17 protein-coding genes are annotated in these 23767 nt (G+C 61.9%); 13 read left to right on the top strand and 4 right to left on the bottom strand.

What is annotated here, in order from left to right; translation table 11 throughout:
* Positions 1–3: 3 nt before the first annotated feature.
* Positions 4–3039 carry a DNA polymerase I gene (gene polA, locus OES25_00910; GenBank protein ID MDH3626199.1) on the bottom strand — a complete coding sequence of 1012 codons (3036 nt, stop codon included), beginning with the start codon at positions 3037–3039 and terminating at the stop codon, positions 4–6.
* Positions 3040–3364: 325 nt separating this feature from the next.
* Here polA and OES25_00905 point away from each other — a divergent pair, with 325 nt between their 5' ends.
* Positions 3365–5278, top strand: coding sequence for a S8 family serine peptidase (locus tag OES25_00905; GenBank protein MDH3626198.1), 1914 nt, complete (start codon positions 3365–3367; stop codon positions 5276–5278).
* 56 nt (positions 5279–5334) lie between these two features.
* On the opposite strand, the gene OES25_00900 is transcribed toward OES25_00905, so the two are convergent.
* The gene (locus OES25_00900; protein ID MDH3626197.1) at positions 5335–6186 is read right to left on the bottom strand and encodes a class I SAM-dependent methyltransferase; all 852 of its coding nucleotides are present in this window, start codon (positions 6184–6186) and stop codon (positions 5335–5337) included.
* 108 nt (positions 6187–6294) lie between these two features.
* On the opposite strand from OES25_00900, the gene OES25_00895 reads away from it, so the two are divergent.
* Both OES25_00895 and OES25_00890 read left to right on the top strand, forming a co-directional pair.
* Positions 6295–8424, top strand: a complete 2130-nt coding sequence (locus tag OES25_00895) for a S9 family peptidase (GenBank protein ID MDH3626196.1) — start codon at positions 6295–6297, stop codon at positions 8422–8424.
* Positions 8421–9314, top strand: a complete 894-nt coding sequence (locus OES25_00890) for an MBL fold metallo-hydrolase (protein ID MDH3626195.1) — start codon at positions 8421–8423, stop codon at positions 9312–9314. The genes OES25_00895 and OES25_00890 overlap by 4 nt, the downstream gene beginning before the upstream one ends.
* Here OES25_00890 and OES25_00885 read toward each other — a convergent pair.
* Complete coding sequence (locus tag OES25_00885; protein MDH3626194.1) at positions 9311–10210, bottom strand: hypothetical protein; 900 nt, start codon at positions 10208–10210, stop codon at positions 9311–9313. The two genes, OES25_00890 and OES25_00885, sit on opposite strands and share 4 nt — an antisense overlap.
* 258 nt (positions 10211–10468) lie before the next feature.
* Here OES25_00885 and OES25_00880 point away from each other — a divergent pair, with 258 nt between their 5' ends.
* From OES25_00880 to OES25_00850, 7 genes are all read left to right on the top strand, one after another.
* On the top strand, positions 10469–12529 hold the full coding sequence (locus tag OES25_00880) for a hypothetical protein (protein ID MDH3626193.1): 2061 nt from the start codon (positions 10469–10471) through the stop codon (positions 12527–12529).
* Positions 12530–12541: 12 nt separating this feature from the next.
* The gene (locus OES25_00875; protein ID MDH3626192.1) at positions 12542–14452 is read left to right on the top strand and encodes a tetratricopeptide repeat protein; all 1911 of its coding nucleotides are present in this window, start codon (positions 12542–12544) and stop codon (positions 14450–14452) included.
* An 85-nt stretch (positions 14453–14537) separates the two neighbouring features.
* Entirely contained in the window at positions 14538–16079 is a 1542-nt protein-coding gene (locus tag OES25_00870; protein ID MDH3626191.1) for a transglycosylase SLT domain-containing protein, read from the top strand.
* A 61-nt stretch (positions 16080–16140) separates the two neighbouring features.
* Entirely contained in the window at positions 16141–16536 is a 396-nt protein-coding gene (locus OES25_00865) for a BlaI/MecI/CopY family transcriptional regulator (protein MDH3626190.1), read from the top strand.
* Positions 16533–18236 (top strand): hypothetical protein, encoded by a 1704-nt coding sequence (locus OES25_00860; protein ID MDH3626189.1) that lies wholly within the window; start codon positions 16533–16535, stop codon positions 18234–18236. The genes OES25_00865 and OES25_00860 overlap by 4 nt, the downstream gene beginning before the upstream one ends.
* An 11-nt stretch (positions 18237–18247) precedes the next feature.
* A complete protein-coding gene (locus OES25_00855) occupies positions 18248–18796 on the top strand; it encodes a peptidylprolyl isomerase (protein ID MDH3626188.1) in 549 nt (182 codons plus the stop codon).
* 70 nt (positions 18797–18866) lie between these two features.
* Positions 18867–19607, top strand: a complete 741-nt coding sequence (locus tag OES25_00850) for a DUF1223 domain-containing protein (GenBank protein MDH3626187.1) — start codon at positions 18867–18869, stop codon at positions 19605–19607.
* On the opposite strand, the gene OES25_00845 is transcribed toward OES25_00850, so the two are convergent.
* Positions 19604–20467, bottom strand: a complete 864-nt coding sequence (locus tag OES25_00845) for a class I SAM-dependent methyltransferase (protein MDH3626186.1) — start codon at positions 20465–20467, stop codon at positions 19604–19606. The two genes, OES25_00850 and OES25_00845, sit on opposite strands and share 4 nt — an antisense overlap.
* A 420-nt stretch (positions 20468–20887) precedes the next feature.
* Between OES25_00845 and OES25_00840 the strand changes: the two genes are divergently transcribed.
* From OES25_00840 to OES25_00830, 3 genes are all read left to right on the top strand, one after another.
* Complete coding sequence (locus tag OES25_00840) at positions 20888–21286, top strand: PadR family transcriptional regulator (protein MDH3626185.1); 399 nt, start codon at positions 20888–20890, stop codon at positions 21284–21286.
* A complete protein-coding gene (locus OES25_00835; GenBank protein ID MDH3626184.1) occupies positions 21279–22187 on the top strand; it encodes a sensor domain-containing protein in 909 nt (302 codons plus the stop codon). Before OES25_00840 ends, OES25_00835 begins: the two co-directional genes overlap by 8 nt.
* A 228-nt stretch (positions 22188–22415) precedes the next feature.
* A protein-coding gene (locus OES25_00830) for an IS3 family transposase (GenBank protein MDH3626183.1) occupies positions 22416–23572 on the top strand; the annotation gives its coding sequence in 2 pieces (ribosomal slippage) (positions 22416–22680 and positions 22680–23572; 1158 coding nt in all).
* Positions 23573–23767: the final 195 nt, after the last annotated feature.

The raw sequence follows: 23767 nt of genomic DNA, 5'->3' as shown, positions 1-23767 counted from the left end.
GTTTCAGGACAGATCTCGCCAGTTGGGTCCCCGTTTCTGATCCACGACAAGAGGAACCTGAAGGCTGGCGACGCCCTCCATCGCATCTCGAACGATGGCGGCCACGCGGTCCAGGTCGCCATCGGCGACCTCCAACAGCAACTCGTCGTGTACCTGCAGGAGCATCCTGGCGTCCGTGCCGTCTTTCCGGAGCGCTCGATCGACGTCCAGCATCGCCTGCTTCATCAGGTCTGCGGCGGTGCCCTGAATCGTGGTGTTGACGGCGGCACGCAGCGCCTGCTCCTGGATGCCGCGATGAACTTTCTGATGGAGTTGCGGGAAAAAACGGATCCGGCCGAACATCGTCTTGACCGCAGCGTCCTTGAGGGCCTGTTCTCGAACCCCATCGATGTAGCCCCGGATTCTGTCGAACCGTTCGAAGTAGGCGGCGATAAACGCACGGGCCTCATCGCGCTTCATGCCTTGCTCACGGGCCAGCCGCGTCTCGGACATCCCGTAGAGGATGCCGAAGTTGACGGCCTTGGCCTTTCCTCGCATCTGCGACGTCACCTGGTCATCCGGCACGTCGAAGACCCGCGACGCCGTGTAACGATGGATATCCTCGCCTGCGTTAAACGCCCGAATCAGCTCCGGATCCTCGCAGAGATGGGCCAACACCCTCAGTTCTATCTGCGAGTAGTCAGACGCCAGGAACGTGTGACCGGGATCGGCGACGAAGGCCGCGCGAATCTCGCGACCGGCCTCGGTGCGGGCGGGAATGTTCTGCAGATTGGGGTCGGATGAAGAGAGTCGCCCGGTGGCGGCACCGGTGGGATGGTAGGAGGTATGAATCCGACCCGTCTCCGGGTGCAGAAGACGTGGCAACGCATCGACGTAGGTGTTCTTCAGCTTGGATTGCTCGCGGTACTCGAGAATCTTCCCGGCGATGGGATGCTGATCGAACAACCCCTCGAGAGTCTGGGCATCGGTACTGGCCACGCCCCCCTTGGCCGTCTTTCGACCGGCCTTGAGACCGAGACGATCGAACAGGATCTCTCGCATCTGCTTCGGCGAGTCGAGGTTGAACTCCCCACCGGCCAGTTCGTGGATCTCGCCGCGTAGACGGGTCAGCGACGACTCCATCGTGACGGACATCGCCGCCAGCACGTCGGCGTCCAGCCGGATCCCCTGCGCCTCCATCCGCTCCAACAGCGGAAGGAGCGGGCCATCCAGCTTCTCGTAGAGCTCCCACAGCCCTCGTTCTTCAAGCAGCGGCTGAAGCGTCTGGGCAAGTTGCCAGGTCACGTCGGCGTCCTCACCGGCGTAGCCGGTGACCTGCGCCACCTCGACCTGGTTCAGCGTCTTCTTCTTGGCTCCCTTGCCTGTCAGCGACTCGTACTTGATGGTCTCGTGGCCCAGAAACTCCAGGGCCAGACGGTCCATGCCGTACGACGGTTTGCTCGAGTCCAGGAGGAACGCGGCCACCATCGTATCGAGGGCCCAGCCGACGACCGGAAGACCGTGACGACGGAGGATATGCGCGTCGTACTTGAGATTCTGTCCTAGCTTGCCGACCGTCGCATCCATCAATAGCGGTCCAAGCGACGAGACCACATCGCCGAGCTCGAGTTGTGTCGGACAGCCTTCGTAGTCGTGTCCCAGCGGGATGTAGCAACCGCTCCCGGCCTCCCAGCTCATCGAGATGCCGACCAGGCGCGCCTGCATCGGGTCGAGCCCATCTGTCTCCGTATCGATGGCGAAGCGCCCCGCCGCGCGTGCGGCCTTCACGACGTCTGCCAGTTCCTTCGCTGTCGAGATCATCGCGTAACGACCGCCCGGAGCTTCCGACACAGGCGCGGATTCGCCCGCAACGCCGGGGACGTCGGGCGTCTCGGGGGCGTCCCCCGCGAACTCCTCCGTCAACCGACGAAAACCGAACGACTTGAACAGCCGATGGGCCAGCGCGCGATCCGGTGGACGCACCGCCAGCTCTTCGAGCTCCATCGGGATCGGCACCTCGTAACAGAGCGTCGCCAACTCCTTCGACAATCGCGCCTGGTCCGCATGTTCTGCGACCGAGATCCAACTTCTCTTGCCGGTGCCCCGCTCCAACCCCTTCAGCTTGGCCTTCAGCCCCTTCACTAACTTGGCAGCACCCTTGGCCGGTAGCCCCTCCTGGTTCTTCAGCGCGATCCCATCGACGGCGGCGACTGCCGCGGCCAACGCCTCGACACGCTCTCGCAGTTCCCCCTCGGGTTCGTCGTTGACGAAGGTCTCGACGACCCGTGCGAAGCCCTCCCGATGTTCCAACAGCGCCGCGACCGTCTCGGGCTGCAACGGCTCCGTTCCCGAAAGGGCATCGATATCGGTCAACACGGCGTCCCGACCGGCCATCAAACCGGAAAACCGATCCGCGCGCTCGATGACCGACTCCAGCGACCCGTGGGTGCGAATCATCTCCAGGGCGGTCTTCTCGCCGACGCCGGGAACGCCCGGGATGTTGTCGACGCTATCGCCCATCAACGCCAGGACTTCCAGAACCTGGTCCGGGGGCACACCGAAAGCGTTCGTCACGCCTGCAGGATCCAACCTCCGGTCCTTGCCCGGATCGAACATCGTCACGTCGTCGTTGACCAACTGCATGAGGTCCTTGTCCGAAGAGACGATGACGACCCGACGCCCCTCGGCGGTTCCCTGCCGGGCCAACGTCGCGATGATGTCGTCGGCCTCGTACCCTTCCAGTTGCAGGAGCTGGACTCCCAGTGCCTCGCAGATCTCGCCGACCCGCGGGATCTGGACGATCAGATCCTCCGGCGCCGGCGGGCGGTTGGCCTTGTACTGGGGGAATCGCTCGTGACGGAAGGTCGGCCCCGGCAGGTCGAAGGCCACGGCGACCTCTGTGGGGTTCCCGTCCTTCAACATCTTTCGCAGCATGGTGGTGAAGCCGTACAGCGCGTTGGTGGGCTGGCCGTTGGGGCCTGTCAGCCCGCGGATCGCGAAGTAGGCCCGGAAGATCTGGGCCGTGCCGTCGATCAGGGTGAGGGTCTTGGGTTTCGCCATGGGGCGGCATCATAAGCCTTCCCGGTCTCAGTGAAAAACGTCTCATCCTGAGACTGTTGAGACGGACTGTCTCACCGGCTATCTAAGTCGCCCTGACACAACAGTTAACCTCGATGAGACCGTCTCCCAGTCTCATTGTGAGACGATTCCTTGCGACGGTCGCGCTCCATCTCAGCCACACGAACCAATGGACTATCTCTATTGTTTCCAACACTTTACGAAGCAGCAGACGATTGCAATCCAACCTGGTCCGACCCTTGCAATAAAGGGGGCCATGAGTGGAAAGAGTCACAAGAAACAAGAAAGACGACTCGGGGGAAACACCATGAAAAAAGCCATTTCGGCCCTGAACATTCTGATGATCGCGCTTCTGGGCGTTTCGGTCGCCTTCGCGGCAGACCACGCTTCCGAGAAGATCGCCCGTGATCTCGCCGTCGATCTCGATCGATCCAACGGCGAGCGCCGAGTCATCATCACTTACCGCTCCGACGTGGCAGACCGGGATATCGCCGATCTTCGCGGACGGGGTCGCGGTCAGCTACAGAAGCTGGAAGGCGCCCACGGCCTGACCGGTGCTCTGGACGCCGCCACCATCCGTGAGATGGCCGCCGACCCGCGTATCGAGAGCATCTCTCCTGATCGCCCGCTGAAAGCTCATATGGATGTTGCCATCGACGCCATCGGTGCCGACCGTGTGGTCGAGCACCTCGGCTTCAACGGCCAGGGCATCACCGTCGCGCTACTGGACTCCGGTCTCACGCCGTCTGCCGATGTCTCGGCCGATCGCATCCTGGCCAGCCTCGACTTCACCGGCGACGGCGCGGTGGAGGACGGTCTCGGACACGGCACCCACATCGCCGGCATCATCGGTGGCTCCGGCGAGAACGGCGCGGTCCAGGGCGTCGCCCCGGGCGTGGACTTCGTCTCCCTACGCGTCCTCGACGACGCGGGCGACGGTTACGCAAGCTCCGTCATCCGTGCCATCGACTGGGCCATCAAGAACCGCGAGGCCTACGGGATCCGAGTCCTTAATATGTCCCTCGGCCACAACGTCGCCGAGTCCTATCGCACCGACCCGCTGACCCGTGCCGTCGAGAAAGCCTGGGCCTCCGGCCTGGTCGTCATCGCCTCTGCAGGTAACCGCGGACGCGACGGCTACATGACCATCAACTCCCCCGGGAACGATCCGTACATCATCACGATCGGCGCGATGAACGACCTCAACACTCCGGTGCGTACGGACGACCTCGCCGCGACCTACAGCAGTCGCGGACCGTCGTACGGCGACAACATACTCAAGCCGGATCTGGTCGCTCCGGGTAACCGCATCGTCTCCACCCTCGCGCCCGGCGCGACTCTGGCGATGGAACTCCCGGACAACGTGGTCGGCACCGACCGCATCGAACTGTCCGGCACCAGCATGGCGACCGGGGCGGCTTCGGGTTCCGTAGCAGTCCTACTCCAACTCAACCCGAACCTGACTCCGGATCAGATCAAGGGAATCCTGATGCACTCGGCAGAACGGGTCGACACTGAGGACACGTTCACCGTCGGCGCAGGCTACCTGGACCTGGTGCGGGCGATTGCATTCACGGGTCCGTGGCCCTCCGTTCGCTTCAACTCCGCCTCGCCGCAGGTTATCCGTCGCGACGAGGGACTGATGCTGGTCGGAACTCCGGCCCTGTCAGTGATCCGACGCGTGCTCAACAAGACGAAGGGTCCCGGAGTGAAGGGTTCCACCGGTCAGACCGCCGTGGGAAACAACACGCTGCTCTGGTCCGACACGCTGCTCTGGAGCGATACGCTGCTGTGGTCCGATACGCTGCTCTGGAGCGATACGCTTCTCTGGAGCGACACCGCCCTGTGGGACGACACGCTCCTCTGGACGGACACGCTTCTCTGGTCCGATACGCTGCTCTGGAGCGATACGCTGCTGTGGTCCGACACGCTGCTGTGGTCCGACACGGCACTCTGGGACGATCACGCGTTCCAGGCCGACACGGCCCTGTGGGATGACACGCTGCTCTGGAGTGACACCGCCCTGTGGGACGACGCCTCGATCAACGGCGACACGCTGCTCTGGTCCGACACCGCCCTGTGGGACGACACGCTCCTCTGGAGCGATACCCTGTTGTGGAGCGATACGCTGCTCTGGAGCGACACCGCCCTGTGGGACGACACGCTCCTCTGGAGCGATACCCTGCTGTGGAGTGACAGCATCCTCGCCCACGGCGACTGAATACGACCCCCAGAATCGATTAGATCTAGGGCCGCGCGAAAGCGCGGCCCATTTTTTTAGGGGTGCGCGACGAGGTAGGCGACCCAGCCGTCCTGGTTCTCGAATCGTTTCCGCTTGCGGAAGATCCCGTCGGTATCGTCTGCCTCGTCATCCCACCCTTCGAGGTAGACGTCGCTGGAACGGAACCCGGCCTCGTCAAGCAACTCACGCATCTCGGGCAGCATCCATAGACGCCAGTCGTACGTGAATGCGCGCTTGATCTTCTTGCCGTCCGGCAGCTTGAAATGGATGTGACAGCGGATCTCGTGGTCGATGGGATTGAACGAAGCCTGCTCCCAGCCGTAAGTAAACGCAGGAATCTTCCGACCGTCGAAGGAACGACACGACGTGATCTTTCGATCCTCCTTGTCCTCGATCAGCGCCTCGGTCCCACCGAACACATCCAGGATGAGCACGCCGTCCGATCGCAGGCCTCGTCTTGCGGCGGCGAAATAGGCTCTCAGCTGCTCACGGGTCTTGAAGATGCAATACGAGAAGTTCAGAGCGGCGATCACGTCCACCTTGGGGGCCTCGCCCTTGAGGACGTCCGCCTCCATGAGATGCAGCCGATCGACAGCCTCGCCAAGGACCGGCAGGTAGTGCTTGCGAGCCCAATCCAGCGTCGGGCGATCGAGATCCACCCCCCAGGCCCGGTGGGTGGCTTTCTGGCGGACCCATTCGCAGGCGAGAACGGCCGTCCCGCAGAAGTCCTCTCTGAGGTCCGTAAACCGCTTGCGATTCTTCGACTTGTAGACTCTCTCGAAGAATTCGATGTCCGCATCCACCGACTGGACGGACGCGGTATAGAGCAGGTGGCGATCGTGGATCGCCGCCGCCTTTTTCTTCTTCTCTTTCTTCTTGCTACCCATCGGGCGCTCACCATACCAGCCCTTCGCCGAACTTTAAATGGATTCTGCGGATTGGGGCGAAGGATCTCCGCCATTCCGCTAGGATGGCGTGTGTCATCCGGAGGTAACATGTTTCGACGAGCCCTGCTTCCCGCCGTTTCGATCCTGATCTTCGCGCTGTCCAACTCACCCGTCGCTCTCGCGGACGGCCCGCTGGACTTCGATCGACTGGCCGCGGTCCAGCGTGCCCGCAGCGTCGCGCTCTCTCCCGACGGCACGTTGATCGCCTACACGGTCTCCGTCCCGCGACGTCCGGGTGTCGATGACGACGGACCCGCGTGGACCGAACTGCGCGTGGTGTCGGCCGACGGTTCGCGACCGCGGACCTTCATCCAGGATCACCACGCCGTCGGCCAGGTCGCGTTCACACCGGATGGAACCGAGATCACCTTCGTCACTAAACGGGGCGACGACAAACACAGTGGGGTCTGGAGTCTTCCCATCGACGGCGGCGAGGCCAGACGACGGTTCGAGTTCGAGTCGGGCATCGATTCCTATGCGCTCTCTCCCGACGGTTCGCAGATCGCCTTCGTCGCAACGCCCAAGGTGCCCAAGGCAAGAGAGAAGGCCAAGAAGAAGGGCTACGACCGAGACGTCTTCGAAGAAGAGTGGCGACATCGCAACCTGTATCTCGCGTCGTGGCCGTCTGACGACTCCCGGGCCACCGACCCCGCAGCCGAAGAGAAGGAGAAGGTCGAGCCGACCCGGATTCCGTTGGAAGGATCCGCCTTCGACGTGCGATGGGGGGCCGACACCGCGACCCTGGCGGCCACCGTCGCCCCGCGACCGCTGGTCGACGATCGTCTGGTCATGCGACGCGTCACGATCATCGACGCCACGGAACGCACGGTGAAGCGGGTCGTACCGAACCCCGGCAAGCTGGGGCCGTACCGACTCAGTCCCGATGGCTCACACGTCGCGATGGTATCGGGAACAGATCGCAACGATCCCTCCCCGGGACGCCTGATGGTCGCCGGGACCACCGACGGCGAGATGCGAGACCTGATGCCGACCTTTGACGGCCATGTTCGTACCATCGAGTGGGTCGGATCTTCGGCCCTGTGGTTCATCGCCGATGTCGGTGCCGAGACGCGTCTCGGGAAGGTCGAGCTGGACGGCACCGTCTCCACTCGTTTCGAGTCCGCCGGCATCGCCGCTCCCTTCCCGGTCATCACCGCGATGGCATCGACCGCCGACGGCTCCTCGATGGCGTTTGTCGGCCAGAAGCCGACCCATCCGGGTGAGATCTATGCGCTGGCCGGTGATGAGCAGACCCCGCGAAAACTGACGGACAGTAACCCCTGGCTGCAGGAGGTCGAGCTTGCGCCACAGGAGGTCTATCGATTCGAGGCCCGTGATGGCCTGAAACTGGAAGGCGTGCTGATACGGCCACTGAATGCCCAACAACCGGCACCGTTGATCCTGATGGTCCATGGCGGCCCCGAGAGTCAGGACCGAAACGGCTGGGTGACCAACTACTCGAGACCGGGCCAACTTGCCGCCGCCGAGGGCTTCGCGGTGCTCTATCCCAATTATCGCGGGAGCACCGGCCGTGGCGTCGAGTTCTCGAAGTGGGGTCATGGGGATGCCGCCGGCAAGGAGTTCGACGACCTGATCGACGCCATCGACCACCTGGCTGCGGCAGGGATTGTCGATCCGGAACGGGTCGGCGTCACCGGGGGATCCTATGGCGGCTACGCTACCGGCTGGCTGTCCACCCGCTACAGCGAGCGGATTCGCGGTGGCGTCATGTTCGTCGGCATCAGCAACAAGTCCAGTAAAGGATTCACGACCGACATTCCGATCGAGGATCAGTGGTCCCACACCCTCTACGAACCGTGGACCAGGTGGGAGTTCAGTCTGGACCGCAGTCCCTTGTTCCATGCCGAAAAGTCCCGCACGCCGCTGCTGATCGCCGGCGGCACCGGCGACACCCGGGTCCATCCGTCCCAGAGTCTGCAACTCTACCGGGCGCTGAAGATGCTGGACAACGCGCCGGTTCGCTACGTCCGCTATCCCGGCGAACCTCACGGCAACCGTCGGGCCGCCTCCCAGGATGACTACTGTCGTCGGGTGATCCGTTGGATGACCCACTTCGTCCGCGATGCCGGTGAGGAGCTTCCGCCCCACGACGTGCCCTACGGATACCCCACCGACGACGATGACGACGAGAACGAAGACGAAGGAGAGACGCCATGAGACCCTTAAACCGCCTCGGCTGGCTGTTGGCGTGCCTGGTGCTGGCCTCGTGCGCCATCGCCCAGGATGCCGAGGAAGTCACGATCGGTGTCGAGAAGGTCGTCGACGGCGTCTACATGCTGACCGGACGCGGCGGCAACCTCGGTCTGGCCGTCGGTGACGACGGCGCGTTTCTGATCGACGATCAGTACGCCCCGCTCTCGGACAAGATCCGTAGCGCCGTCGAGTCGGTCAGCAAGACTCCCCTGCGCTTCATCGTCAATACCCATTGGCATGGCGATCACACCGGTGGCAACGAGAACCTCGGGTCCGGCGGCGTCACGATCCTGGCCCACGACAACGTACGACAGAGAATGAGTGTCGAACAGGTCATGGAGGTCTTCGACCTCACGACACCGCCCTCGCCGACGGCAGCCCTACCGGTGATCACCTTCCCCGACCGCATCACCTTTCACATGAACGGCCTGGAGATCGAGACACTCCACGTGCCTGCAGCGCACACCGACGGCGACTCGATGATCTTCTTCAAGGGGATCAACGTCATCCACATGGGCGATGTCTATTTTAACGGGGGCTACCCGTTCATCGACGCCGGTAGCGGCGGCACCATCGACGGCGTCATCGCCGCCGTGAAGACCGTGCTGGAACGCTCCGATGCGGACACCCGCATCATCCCCGGTCACGGCACCCTCTCTACGCCCAAGGAGCTGCGAGAGTACCTGGCGATGCTCGAGGGAACCCGCACGGCGATCCTGAAGGAGATCCAGGCCGGCAAGAGCCGGGAGGAGACGGTGGCCGCCAACCCCACCGCGCCCTTCGACGAGATCTGGGGCAACGGCTTCATGAAACCCGACGTCTTTACCGGGCTCGTCTACCAGACGCTGAACTAGGGGTCCACACAGGCGGGATCCAGACTCTGCACGTTGCCACAGACGTTGCCCACGTAGGGAACACGCTCCGTCAAGGTGCTGTCCTTGCCGTACGATCCGTCATCGGATCCGTTGCCGCCGACGACGAAGAAGAAGAACGACCCGGCGCCGGGATTGAACGTACTGAACGAACCCCCGGTGCCGATATCGCAAGTGGACCCGCTGTAACCGGCCGTCGAAACCTGGCTGAGGGGTCCGAAATAGAGATTGTTGTCGTCGGTGCCACAGGCCGAGTCGAAGGACAGGTCCAGCTCGCCGGTGCCCTTGTCGTAGTCGACGACCTGCAGCTGGGCCAGGGCGGGGCCGGAGCTCTCGCCCGGTGCGTTGGCGGCACCCAGGACGGTGATATCGATTGTGGTCGATGTCGCTAAATCACCGTTGTTGCCCTGCGCACCGTCGACCGAGTTGCCGCTGCCGTAAATCGTGTACGTGCCCGGCGCCACAGGTGCCTGCCAATCGAAGCTGAACGTGACCACGCCGCCGACGACACCTCGCGTACCCGAGTGAGTGATATCGTCCACCCCAAGGAAGTTGGTGATGTAGGTCCCGGGATCCGACGCGATGAGGGTCCCGTCGTTGGTCGAGACATCGAGTCCTCCGCCGGCCCCCAGCAGGCCGCCCTGGCCTCCGGAAATCTGCAGGATGTAGCGCGTCGTCGACCCCGGCATGACGGACGTCGGCCCGCCGATCACGACCGTCGGGGCGATGCCACCGGAGTGGCACTGGTTGCAGTTGTCGCCGGAGGCGGCGTTGACCGGATTCCCCGAGAACCCGCCGATACCACCGGATGAAGCCCACAGCGGACTCGCCAGAAACCCGACGATCACGACCCAAAGAACCCTCGACATGCCCTTCATGACCCCTCCAGCAGCAAGACTTCCGGCCTACATATACCCCCTCCCCACGAGCCCCTGCAACGGGGGAATCGCCCCGTCGGTGCGGCCCGTGCCAGATAAGTGGCCTTCTTTCCTTTTTCTGGGTTTTGACCGGTTGTGTCGGTTTTGGACCCGGCGTATATAGTTGCCCGGGCTCAGAAGGTCATCCGGATGAGGGGCAGATCGATTTTCCTCCGGAAATTTTCGATCGGAGCAGATCTACCTCCCAGGGAGCAGCGCATGAAATCCAACGTCTCGTCCTTTGTCTCGAAGTTTGCCGTCCTGTCGATTTGCCTGCTGGGGATCACGCTTCCCCTCATGGCGCAGACACCCAACGTGTGCGACCCGGGCGAGTTTCCCGATGTGATCGTCGGCGACCTTCAGGGTCTTCAACGTTACGGCACCAGCGGCGGGATCACGGCGTTCTCCGTCGGCACCACGTCGTGCAACATCGGCACGTGCTGGCTGGACTGGATCTCCAACGAGAACCGCCACCCGGTCATCGGGCAGAACATGTACCGACTCAAGGATGGTCGGATGGAGCAGATCGGCCAGAGCTGGCTGAAGCACGGCTTCTTCGCCCTCTCCGAGGATCTTTGCGAGGGCGGCTGTCAGAGCACCAACGGAACCCATCTGGGTGTCGGCTGCTCCGATCCCTACACCGCAGGCCTCAACGGGCAGCAGAGTAACCTGGGGCCACGCTCCGAGGTCAATCCCCACACTGGGGACTACCCCTACCCTTCGGCCACCATCGGCACCACCGGCGACGTCCTCTTCAAGCGACTCCAGGTCCACAACGACGACCTGGATCCGTCCATGAACCCCGGCGCGATCTACTTCGTCGAGGGGCAGTACATCACCCCCGACGACGCGGCCGCCGGAAAGGGCAACAACAACACCTCCTACCGAGAGATCTCGGTCAGCGGCTCCAACGGCGTCTACAACATCGGCTTCGTTTCCGGTAAAGAAACCGTCCGCGAGCAAGGCGTTGTGCAAGGCTGGGCCGACTACACGACGGGCGTCAAGGCGACCGATTTCAACATCACCGACGATGGCCGCGTCACGGCCGCCGCAACGACCGTCGACGTCGGTGGCGGCCGACATGAGTACATCTACATGGTCTACAACCAGTCGTCCAACCGTGCGGTCCAGTCGTTCTGGGTCGACGTCCCGGCTGGAAGAACGGTCACCAATATCCAGTTCCACGATGTGGACTCTCACAGCGGTGAGCCGTACGACTTGACGGACTGGGTGGGTGTCCACGACGAGGTCGGCGGTCGTGTGATCTGGTCCACCGACATGTTCGCCGTCAACCCCAACGCCAACGCGATCCGCTGGGGGACGGCCTACAGCTTCTCATTCGAGATCGACGCGGCGCCCAGCTTCAAGCCGATCTCCATCGGCACCTTCTTACCGGGCGTCGGCAGTGAGTTCAACGCCTCGACCTGGGCACCCAATCCGTGTAATGACGACGGGATCTGCGATCCGGCCGAGACCTGCGCGAACTGCGCCAACGATTGCATCATCGACGGTCCGATTGTCGGATTCTGTGGCGACAACATCTGCGAACCGGGCATCGGCGAAGATTGCGTCTCCTGTGCCAGCGACTGTAACGGCGTCCAGAGTGGCAACCCCGGCAATCGCTACTGCTGCGGCGACGGCGACGGCGACACGCCCATCGGTTGCAACGACGGTCGTTGTACCGGTAACGGCAACACCTGTGGATCGACCGCGGTCCAGTTCTGCTGTGGTGACGACACCTGTGACGTGACCGAGAACTCCTGTAACTGCGCTGTGGATTGTGGCCTGCCACCGACGGTAGAGGTCGTCTGTGGTGACGGCCTCGACCAGGACTGCGACGGAGACCTCGACTGCGCCGACGCCGACTGCTGTGTGGACGCGCTGTGCGCCGACGGCGTCGATGGCGACAGCGACGGTGTGGCGGAATGCGATTGCGACGATAACGACAACAGCATCTGGGGGACGCCCAGCGAAGTCGAGATGCTGTCGGCAACCCAGGATATCGTTCTGGGAACGACCCTCGCCTGGGTCCCGCCATTGGCCGAAGGCGCAACGCAGGTCACCTACGACCTGCTCCGTGCCGACTCCGGCAGTTTCTCTGCGGCGACCTGTGTGACGATGCCGGATCCGACGGACACGAGTTATCTGGACACGTTGAACCCGAATATCGGCGCGCTGTTCAACTACCTGGTACGAGCGGTCAACGACTGTCCGATCGGTGAGGGTCCGACGGGCTCCGATTCTCAGGGCAGTGGCCGCTCGGTGTCGAGCTGTCCGTAAGACACCACGAACGTGTCATCGAAAAAGCGTAAGAAGAAGGAAGGGCCGGGTCATCCGGCCCTTCCTGTTGCGAAGGCCATCCGGAAGTCCCGGCGGGGTCGGTGGCGTGCCGCCGTCCTGATCCTGGTCCACCTGATCGCCGCAGCTCACATCGCCCACTTCATGAGCCGTGGCGAGACCATCTCTCCGGTCGAGCCCTCGGAATCGATGTATACGCTGGAGCTGGGCGAGCTGAACGCGGGCTTCCTGTTCTTCGTGGTGGCACTGCTGTTGACCGCCGTGTTCGGACGGTTCTTCTGCGGATGGGGATGTCATCTTGTTGCGCTGCAGGATCTCTGCGGCTGGATGATGAAGCGGCTGGGGGTCAAACCGCGCCCCTTCCGATCTCGACTGATGGTCTGGTTCCCGCTGGGGCTGGCGCTCTACATGTTCGTCTGGCCGACGGCCAAGCGTTGGCTGATGACCGATGCGCCTGCGTTCCCCGGCTTCACGAACCAACTGACGACCTCGGGCTTCTGGGATACGTTCCCCGGCCCGCTGTTCATCGTCCTGACATTTCTAACCTGCGGGTTCCTGGTGGTCTACCTACTGGGTGCCAAGGGCTTCTGCACCTACGCCTGTCCCTACGGGGGCTTCTTCGGGCTGATGGATGGACTCTCTCCCGGACGGATCGTGGTCAACGACGACTGCGAGCAGTGCGGGCATTGCACGGCGACCTGCACGTCCAACGTCCTGGTTCACGATGAGGTCCGGCGTTTCGGCACGGTGGTCGACCCCGGCTGCATGAAGTGCACCGACTGCGTCAGCGTCTGTCCGAAGGGCGCGTTGTCGTTCGGCTTTACGCGCCCGGCATGGTTCCGGCGCTCCCCCACCGACACGGGGCCCCGACGCTATCCCCTCTCGTGGAAGGCGGAGGGGATCCTCGCGGCCATCGCGTTGGGCTCAATCCTCGCCTATCGCGGCCTCTACGATGGGCCGCCGCTGTTGATGTCGGTGGCGCTCGGGGTAATGACGGCGTTTCTTGCGCTACGGGTCTGGCAGACCCTCTTCGGAAAACAGAGTCGGCTGCAGAACCTCACGCTGAAGTCCGGCGGCAAGCTGGGTGCCGCGGGCGTCGTCCTGCTGGTCGTCGGGATCCTGTGGCTGGCCTTCACGGCCCACAGCGGCTTCGCCCAGTGGCATCGTGCGTGGGGTCGTTACCATCTCAACCAGACCGAGGCGACTCGCGCCGATGTGTTGTCGGGTGTTGCCGCCGGTCGTGTCTACACCGCGTCCCACGACCGAGCCGCCGCCAGATCTTTCCGCCACTTCCGACTGGCTCAGACCTACGGACTGCTGCCCACCGTCGAGGTGGAGCTGGGTGTGGCATGGGGCTACCTGCTTCAGGGACGGGACGATCAGGCGCTGGCGACGATCCGTCGCACCATTCAGCAGCACCCGGATCGCTCCCAGCTCTATCGCAACCTCTTCGACTATCAGGCGGGACGTCAGGATCTCTTCGGTGCCATCGCGACACGACGCCAACAGATCGAACACGACGCGGCGACCTGGCAGGAGCGGCTGCAGTTCGGCTCGATGCTGGTGCAGGGGGCCGAAACCGATGAGGCGATCTCCGTGTTCCGAGGCTGTATCGATGAGGAACCCGATCGAGTCGAGGCCCGTTACAACCTGGGTGGCCTGCTGCGTCGGCTGGGGCGTGGAGAGGAAGCGATCGTTGAGCTGGAAGCGGCCAGCGCGTTGACTCCCCGGGACCCGGATATCCATGTCGAGTTGGGCCTGGCCTATCAGGCGACCGGCCGGCCGGCGCTGGCGGCGGAACGGATCCGCGAGGCGATCGCCCTGGCCCCGGGTCGCCCGGAATCGCTCGAATACCTTCCCCAGCTCGTCCTGGAGTTGGAGGCTGCGGCGTCGTCTCAGAACTGATTCTCCCCGGCGTTTGCGTCCCCCACCCTCGCGGCTCATATTGGAACGGTCGGGGCGTTTAAATGGTGAAGGGGGTTGACGGTTCATGGGATTTTCCGCGAAACGAGGCTTGATTCCGTCGACCGTGGGTGCCGCCATCCTCCTCCTGACCCTGCTGGCGGGCTGCGCCCCGACTAGCCAGGTCGAGCTGACCCCGCAGGCCGCGCCCGCCTCGGAGCCTGTCGTCGAGCGTGCCGTCGAGCCGGTCGTCGAACTCCCGGACCCGTCACCGATCTACCTCCGTCTGGACCAGGGCCGCACCGCCTATCGCGTCGGCATCGGCTATCTCGCCGAGGGCGACGAGATCAGCGGAGAGCAGTCGCTGTTTGAAGGCACCCGTTTGCTCCAGAGCGCGGCGTCCGATTGTGCGGCGATGGAAGGCTGCGACCTTCTGCGCTTCATTGCGACATTTGACGACCTGCTTGCGGAACAGACCCAGGCCATCAAACAGCAGTCGTACCATATCGACACCCTCGAAGAGGCTGCGGCCCAGGAAGAGATGCTGGAAGAGCCCGGCACCGAGTCCCCGTTCCTCGTCGCCATACCCCAGCTGGAATCGTCGGTCTCTCTGTTGAAGGGCACCGACCTGCGAGACCTGATCGAGCTGAACACGCCGGTCAGGGCCGCTCTGGATGACTGGTTGACCTGGATGCGTCCGCTGCTGATGGACTCGTATTTCAACTATCGTTTTCTCCAGGAAGAGATGGCACCGGTCTATGAAGCTGCGGGCCTACCGGAGGCGCTGCTGTTTGCCATGATCGCCACAGAGACCGGTGGCAAGGTTCACTCCTATTCTCGCGCCGGTGCTGCGGGCCCCCTGCAGTTCACTCGCTATACGGGCCTCAAGTACGGTCTAAAGAGTGATGGGAAATTTGACACCCGCCTGGACCCCAAATTGGCGACCCGGGCCAATGTGGCCTATCTCAATGACCGATTCGACGAGCTGGATGACGACCTGGAGAAGGCCCTGGCCGCCTACAACGGTGGCGAGACGCGCATGCTGCGCCTCCATCGACGGCATGCCGGTGCAAGCCTGTGGGACAGCCGTGTCTATTACTCGCTTCCAAGAGAGACTCGAGACTACGTGCCGAGGATCCTGGCCGCCGCCTGGCTGTTCCTGCACCCCGACGAGTACGGCCTGGAGTTCCCCGATATGGACGTGCGACGGGTCGCCTTCGAACTCCCGTCACCGATCTCCATGGGCGAGTTGACGATCTGCCTCGGCCAGGTCGGACAGTCCGACGGCTGGTTCCGCACCCTGCGAAACCTCAACCCTCGCTGGGAACCCTCGAAACGCAAGGAGGCCGGTAGCTCGATCGCCCTGCCGGCAGGCCTGATCCCGGTCTATGAAGAGCGCTGCACCGGCAACGACGAACTGATGGCCCGGGCCGGCACTCTGTACGAGGCCAACTACCCCGAGTCACCCGAGATGATCCCCTACACGATCCGTCGTGGGGATACGCTCGGCAAGATCGCGTCCCGCCATAAGTGCGTTTCGCTGAGGGAGTTAGCCGATGTGAATCGGATCCGGGCTCCGCGCTACGTGATCCGGGTCGGTCAGCAGATCACCATCCCGACCTGCTCGTAGTTGACAACTCAGACAGCTCGTCTTACACTCTCAGACACCTTGTCTGATATGGGAGTGTTTGATGAGCCATCATCCACGGGCCACCGACGCCGAACTGGCGATCCTCAAGAGTCTCTGGTCTGACGGCGTCTCGACCATCCGCCAGCTGACCGATCGGCTCTACCCCGGTGGCGGTGTCAGCCACTACGCGACGATTCAGAAGCTGCTGGAACGACTGGAAGGCAAGGCGTTCGTCCGTCGCGAGAAGAGCGGTCGGACCCATCGCTTCGAGGCCATCGTCGATCGACGGGCGTTGATCGGACAACGTCTTCGAGAGACCGCCGAGCAGCTCTGCGATGGCTCCATCTCCCCCCTCCTCACTCAACTGGTCACGGACCGCCGTCTCTCGTCGGACGAGCTGGCGTCCCTCCAACAACTCGTCGAGGAGTTGTCCCGGGCCGAGGAGGAGGTTCCATGAACACACTGTTGTGGATCGCTCTGTTCAACGGCGTGATCGCCGGGGTGATGGGCCTGCTGTTGTGGTCGGGACGTCGTCTGCAGATCCGACCGGCGGCGATGCATCTTCTCTGGTGGTTGGTGCTGGTCAAGTTGATCGCGCCGCCGCTGTGGGAACTGCCGACCCTCCCCCGCTGGACGACAGAGCCGGTGGTCGAACAGGTTGCGATGATCGCCACCCCGCTGGATCGAGCTCCGACGATCGAGGCTTCGCCGGCACCGGCCCCCTTCTCCTGGACCCAACGACTGATGCAATTCTGGCTTGCGACCTCGGCGCTGGTGGCGGCCTACTTCGCCGTTCGGATCGTCGGCTGCGTCCACATGCTGCGAAAGGCACGACCCGCCTCATCCGCATTGCAAGAGCGCGTCACCCGGCTCGGCCGACGGGTCGGCCTCAAGCGAACACCGCCGGTCTTCGTCCTGGACGCCGTCGTCTCGCCCTTCCTCTGGTGGAGCCCCGCCGGGGTCCGTCTCTATCTACCGCAGATGCTGCTTGCCAGCCTCAGCGACGACGAGTGTGACGCGATCCTGTTGCACGAGCTGGCCCATTACGCACGTCGAGATCCCTGGGGCCGCCCCCTGGAGATCCTGATCGTCGTGCTTTGTTGGTGGAACCCGTTGACCGCGCTGTTCCGTCGACAGCTACGACAGGCGGAGGAACAGGCCTGCGATGCCTGGGTCCTGGCCCGCCTCCCGCAGACTCGACGTCCGTATGCCGACGCCCTGATCAAGACGCTGCAATTTCTCAACACCCCACCTGCCCGTCTTCCCTCGTTGGCCACCGGCGCCAGCGGGACGGGACAGATCAAGGAGAGACTGACGATGATCCTCAAACCCGCCGATCGTTCCCAACGTGTCCACTGGCTGCTTCCTGTATTGGTGCTCGCGTCACTCCTTCTGGTGTTACCCACGTGGGCCGATCTTGGCGACGACGACGAGAAGGTCCGTAAGGACCAGATGATCCAGCTGAAGGAACTCCACCAACAGCAGCTGGCGCTGGAACGACAGGTGCGAGAACTCCAACAGAAGCAGGAGCAAATCCGGGCCCAGTACCACGAGTCCGAGATCCGTTACGAGTTGGATCGACTCCGCTCCGATCAGCATCGCCTGACGGAAGAGGGCGAGGCCGAGCACGCGGAAATGCTGGCTCGCGAGATCGCCATGCTCCAGCACGAGGCGGATAATCGTGTACGGATCCAGAAGATGGAACTGGAGCACGAGCAACGTCGCGGCCAGATGTCCGATCACGTCCGGCAGTTATCCCTGGAACTGGAACAGGCCCACATCAACGAAGATCAGGAGCGGGCCCGGCAACTGGAACGGGAACTCCGCGAATCGGAGCTGGACCTGGAGCGCCAGTCCCTGGATGCCCTTCGGATCCGAGAGATGGAACAACAGGCGGAGATCGAGCAGATGAAGCTCCGCCACGACGCACAACGACTCCAGAGATCCCTGGAAATCAGGGAACAATCCATGGCCCTGGAGTCGGAACTGAAGCATCTCCAGGGGGCGCTGGTTGACGCCCGAGAGAGCGGCGACGACCCGACCGTCGCGAAGATCGAGCGGGATATCGCCTCCCTGAAACGCCACCTTCGGCAGCTTGACAGCGATCGAAACAACAGCCAGCATGAACGGGAGAAAACGACGACCGAAACCTATTAGAGGAGTCTGAGGTGAGTCCGTTACCCGCTGATATCCCGACGTTTGACGACAAAAAAGAAGTCTTCGCCGACTTCACCACCACCCACGGAAAATTTACGGCCAAGCTGTTTGCCAGCCAGTGCCCCCAGACCGTCGGCAACTTCGTCGGCCTGGCCCGCGGCGACGTCGAGTGGACCGCGCCCAACGGCGAGAAGGTGAAGAAGCCGCTCTACGACGGCACGATCTTCCACCGCGTCATCTCCGAGTTCATGATCCAGGGCGGCGACCCGCTCGGAAACGGAACCGGCGGCCCGGGCTACAACTTCGCCGACGAGATTGTTCCCGATCTCAAGCACGACAAACCCGGCATCCTCTCGATGGCCAACGCGGGACCCGGCACCAACGGCTCCCAGTTCTTCCTGACCGAGGTGGCCACACCGTGGCTCGACGGCAAGCACACCGTGTTCGGTGAGATCAGCGACGGGATGGATGTGGTCATGAAGATCGCCAAGAGCCCCACCGGTCACGGCGACAAGCCGTCGCCGGACATCAAGATCGAGTCGATCAAGATTCGTAGCTGATCGGTTCCGGAATAGATCGGGATTAAGAGTCGTTCACGACTACGAGCGCCCTGGTGCGTCTGGAGTCCTGGTGAACGGTCGATCTGTTTTGTGGCTGTTGGTTCTGGTGGTCTCTTCTGCGTTTGGGGAGTCGGCCGATCGACCCGTCGTCGTGGTGGAGCTGTTCACCAGTCAGGGTTGCTCCAGTTGCCCGCCGGCGGACAAGCTGTTGAGTCAGCTGGTCGCCGGTGATCTGTTGGACGACATCGACGTCATCGGCATCAGCGAACATGTCGACTACTGGAACAGCCTGGGCTGGGTCGATCCGTTTTCCGACTCCCGTTTTAGCGAGCGTCAGCGTGCCTATGGGCGTGCGGCCAGCCGGTTCAACGCCTACACGCCACAGATGATCGTGGATGGGAAAGTCGCGTTCGTCGGGCATGACCGCGTGCAAGCGATCCAGGCCATTCGCGAGGCGGCGAAGCGTCCGCGTGCGAAGTTGGATCTAACCCTTGATGGGTTGGAGCTGACGGTCGAGATCTCTTATCTGCCGAAGACCAAGCACAACGTGCGTTACGACGTGATGTTGGCGCTTATCGAGGATGGGATCGAGGTCGAAGTCTCGCGGGGTGAGAATGCCGGGCGGGTGTTGATGAACGACGGCGTGGCGCGGAGGATTCAGCGGATCGGGTTGGTGCGGAGTGAGGATGGGATGGCGACGGTGGTGCACACGATCGAGATGCAGTCAGATTGGGATCGGGAGAACATGCGGGTGGTGGTGTTCTTGCAGTCTCGTAGAGATATGGCGATTGCCGGGGCGATTCAGCGTTAGGGACGCTTCGTGAATCCCCAAATCAGACGAATCTGGTTTCTTCTTAGCAGAGGTAGTTTGCATAACCACCTATCCAAGACACGTACCGCTTTCGAGATCGTCTCTTTTCTGAGCATTCTGTTCAACCGCTGCGGCAACAACTTTTCGGCGCCTCGATAAAACAGGTAGTTAAAGAATGCCGCGCGAACGAACCAGGGCTCGCCCCCGGCTCGCCGTATTTTTTTTCCCAAGTCGACTTCCCTAAAGCCACCCGACATTGAAAATCGGTAGTCTTCGGGGGAAATCCCGGTCTTCTTATGGCTCAATTTCATAAGTGGCTTCAACCAAGTCTGTTTCGAGTAGTGCCAGATCGGCGCATAGGCATCGTCCATAAACACGGTGTAACCACCTGGTTTGAGGGCTCGATTGACTGAAACCAGGAATCGGTCCAGATCCGGTAGATGATGAACCATTGCGAACCCGTAGATCACGTCAAATGTGTTGCTTGAGAAGGGTATGTCGTGAGCGTCGATCGCGGCGAAGGTGAGCTGATTCTGAAACTGATCCAATTCGAAGCGATCACATATATTCATCAATGCATGAGTAGAAAGATCCGAATAAACGAGGTGCGCTGGATCCATCGTCAGAAACAGCAACTCCTTTAGCGACTCACCATTGCCGAGCAACAGTACTTTCTTACCGGACAAATCGCCGAGTTGTTCAAGCACAATTCTATTTTCCGGGCGGTCCGGCAGATCCCAAATTGGCAACACGCTCTCGACTGTCTGTTTTGCGCAGCTCTCCTGTCGTCGTCCTACATAAGCTTGATCGTAGAAACCTTTTTCTTCAGCTCGATCAGCGGAATCGACAAAATCAAACATGCCTGAAGCGTCCCGAAATTGTCTTCCGCACTGGCGACATACGACTAGGTCTGGAGTCAGGGTTGAGTGATCGCTGCAACTTGGACAACGAATGTTCATTCAAAATCCCACTGCGAATCGTCCCGGGGGTTCTAGACACTTGCCAGCGTTACAATAAGGCCAAACTTACATAGCTCCCGCGATCATCTTGTTGATCCAGGCACAATCACGCGGCACCCGGTCTCGGGGTAGAACAAGCCATTCACCCCAGATCCGTCCACACGCCTCATTTCGGCAATAGCGCGAGAGAAGCCCCGATAGATCAACCAAAATATTGCTACTAAATGAGAAGTAGTTTTTCTATTGACTATTACTAAGTTAGTAGTATACTTCATTTCGAAATTGGGTAGCTCTGTCGGGCACCCCTAACCGGGAGTGGTGATCGTGGAAGAAAATGCGATTGTCAGGAAGTTCCAGAAAGAGCTGAACTCGGGAACGGTCTCCCTGGTGGTTCTTAGTCTGATGGACGCCTCGACCGAGCCGCTCTATGGCTACCAGATCGCCAAGTTGCTGGAAGCGCAGGCCGAGGGGCAGTTGCCGATGAAGCAGGGGGCGCTGTACCCGGTGCTCCGAGCCATGGAAGCCAACGGCCTTCTTCGGAGCAACGTGGAACCATCGACCTCGGCTCCGCCACGCCGTTACTACTCCGTGACGGTCGAGGGTCACAACATGCTCGCAATCTGGATCAACGTCTGGGGAAACACTCGCGACTTTGTCGAGCGCGTGCTGTCCGGAGTCGCTGGCAACGGTAGTCAAGACGAGGAGAGGGAAGATGTCTGAACAAATCTCGACCGTTGGCCAGTATTTCGAGCGACTGTCCTCCGCCTTCGCAGGAAGCGACCCGGCCATGGCACAGGACGCAATCTACGACGCGCAGGAGTTCCTTGCGGGGGAACGTGCGACGCTGGCGGCCGACGGCGGTAACGCCGAAGACGAAAGTGAATTGGTCAGTCGATTAATCAATCGTTTCGGACAACCTTCTGAGGTCGTCGACAACTACCGGACGACCGAGGCCCGGGTTGCTGCGGCGCTGGCCCCTCCTGAATCCCCTCCTGCACGCAGTCTGACCGGACGCATCTTCGGGGTGTTCGCCGATCCGCGCTCTTACGGCGCACTCTTCTACATGTTCTTCTCGCTGCCACTGGGGGTTATCTACTTCACCTGGGCCGTGACTGGACTATCGCTTTCCGCCGGGCTTGCGGTCTTGATCTTCGGCGTCGTGTTCTTCCTGTTTTTCATCTCGACCGTTCGGGCAGTGGCATTGGTCGAGTGCCGAATTATCGAGACACTGCTGGGGGAACGGATGCCTCGGCGCCCACAAGTGGTCATGCCTCAGGGCAGGTTGTGGGACCGTCTCAAGTTCTGGCTTACGGACCAGAGAACCTGGTTGACCATTTTCTATATGCTGCTGTGTCTGCCGCTGGGAATCATCTACTTCACGATCGCAACCGTGGCTCTGAGCTTGACCCTTTCGTTCATCGTGGCACCCTTCGTACAGCTATTTGTCGACTATCCGATCATTCAGGTTTTCGACAAACACTACTACCTACCGTTCTGGAGTTTCCCTCTGTTCTGGTTGGGAGGCGCGTCGATGTTGCTGGCGCTCATGCACCTCGCCCGGGGTATAGGCCATTTGCACGCAAGCCTGGCAAAATCGATGCTGGTCAAACCGGGAGCCTAAGAGCTGGAATCCCTGCAGCCCTTGCCCCGCCCCCCGGATCGGCGTACAACGGAGGCACCGCTGTCGCACGGAGCAGCATCGTGAATCGAATCCCCTGTCTTGGCTGGCTTCTCATCCTCATGGCAAATTTCGCTGTCGCCGGTGCCGGATTGACCTAGCCCCAATCGCCCGATCCACAGTGAGGGTTACACTTTGTAGCTTATTGTGGACGGAGAAAGGGGAATTGGCATGGCACGGAAGCGCTACACGGCGGAGCAGATCATCCCGAAGCTTCGCGAGGCCGAAGTCGAATTGGCCAAGGGCCAGACAACAGCTCAGGTCTGCAAGAAGCTCGGTATTACTGGCCAGACCTACTATCGCTGGCGCAAGGAGTACGGAGGCCTGCGCGTCGATCAAGCGAAGCGCCTAAAGCTGTTGGAGCAAGAGAACGGTCGATTGAAGAAATTGGTCGCCGACCTATCTCTGGACAATTCGATCCTCAAAGAGGTATCGAAGGGAAACTTCTGAGCCCGACGCGTCGCAGGAAGGCCGTCGAGCACGTACGAAGCGTGCTCGAAGTGTCGGAGCGTCGGGCATGTCGAGTCCTGGGGCAGCCCAGGTCGACTCAGCGGCATCGTGAGCAGCCGTCGGCGTATGAGGATCGCCTGGTGACTCACATGACCGAGCTGGCCACGCGATACGGCCGCTACGGCTACCGTCGCGTCACCGGCCTACTGCGCTGGTGCGGCTGGCAGGTCAATCACAAGCGGATCGAGCGGCTGTGGCGGCGAGAAGGGCTGAAGGTGCCGAAGAAACAGCCGAAACGGAGCCGACTGTGGCTCAACGACGGCTCATGCATCAGGCGTCGCCCGGAGCATCGCAATCACGTCTGGGCCTACGACTTCGTCGCCGACCGGACCCACGACGGCCGTCCGCTGAAGATGCTGACGGTGGTAGACGAGTACACGCGAGAATGCCTGGCGATCGTCGTCGCAAGACGGATGAGATCGATCGACGTCCTCCAGGTGCTGGCGGATCTGTTTGTCGAGCACGGTGCACCGGAGTACATTCGCTCGGACAACGGTCCCGAATTCGCAGCGATCAAGATCCGTCGTTGGCTCGAGCGCGTCGAGGTCGACACGCTCTTCATCACACCGGGATCGCCCTGGGAGAACGGCTACGTGGAATCTTTCAACGGCAAACTACGCGACGAATGCCTCAACGGAGAGATCTTCTACACGCTGCGGGAGGCGCAGGTGATCATCGGGAACTGGCGACGGGAGTACAACACGATCAGGCCGCATAGCTCGCTGGGATACCGACCGCCGGCACCCGAGGCGGCGCGACCGTTTCCCGTTGAACTCGCTTCGCTCCTTCATCGGGAAACGGGGCTTGCTGTAACTTAGAGACTGGTACGATCATCGGTGGCGGGTCAATACCATTCGAGTTTGTTGAGGATGATGTCCTCGGCGGCGGACACCAGAAACCGCCGGGCGCCGACAATATTGGCCCGGAATCCGTGACAAGTAGATCCGGTCGATCACGATCCGACAACAACTTGCCGGACTCGTCGTTTGCCTCCAGCAACTCACGGGAACCTG

This window comes from Acidobacteriota bacterium, assembly GCA_029861955.1.
Lineage (GTDB): Bacteria > Acidobacteriota > Polarisedimenticolia > Polarisedimenticolales > Polarisedimenticolaceae > JAOTYK01.
Note: the sequence above shows the minus strand (reverse complement) of the source record. Positions and strands in the feature narration are given on the sequence as shown.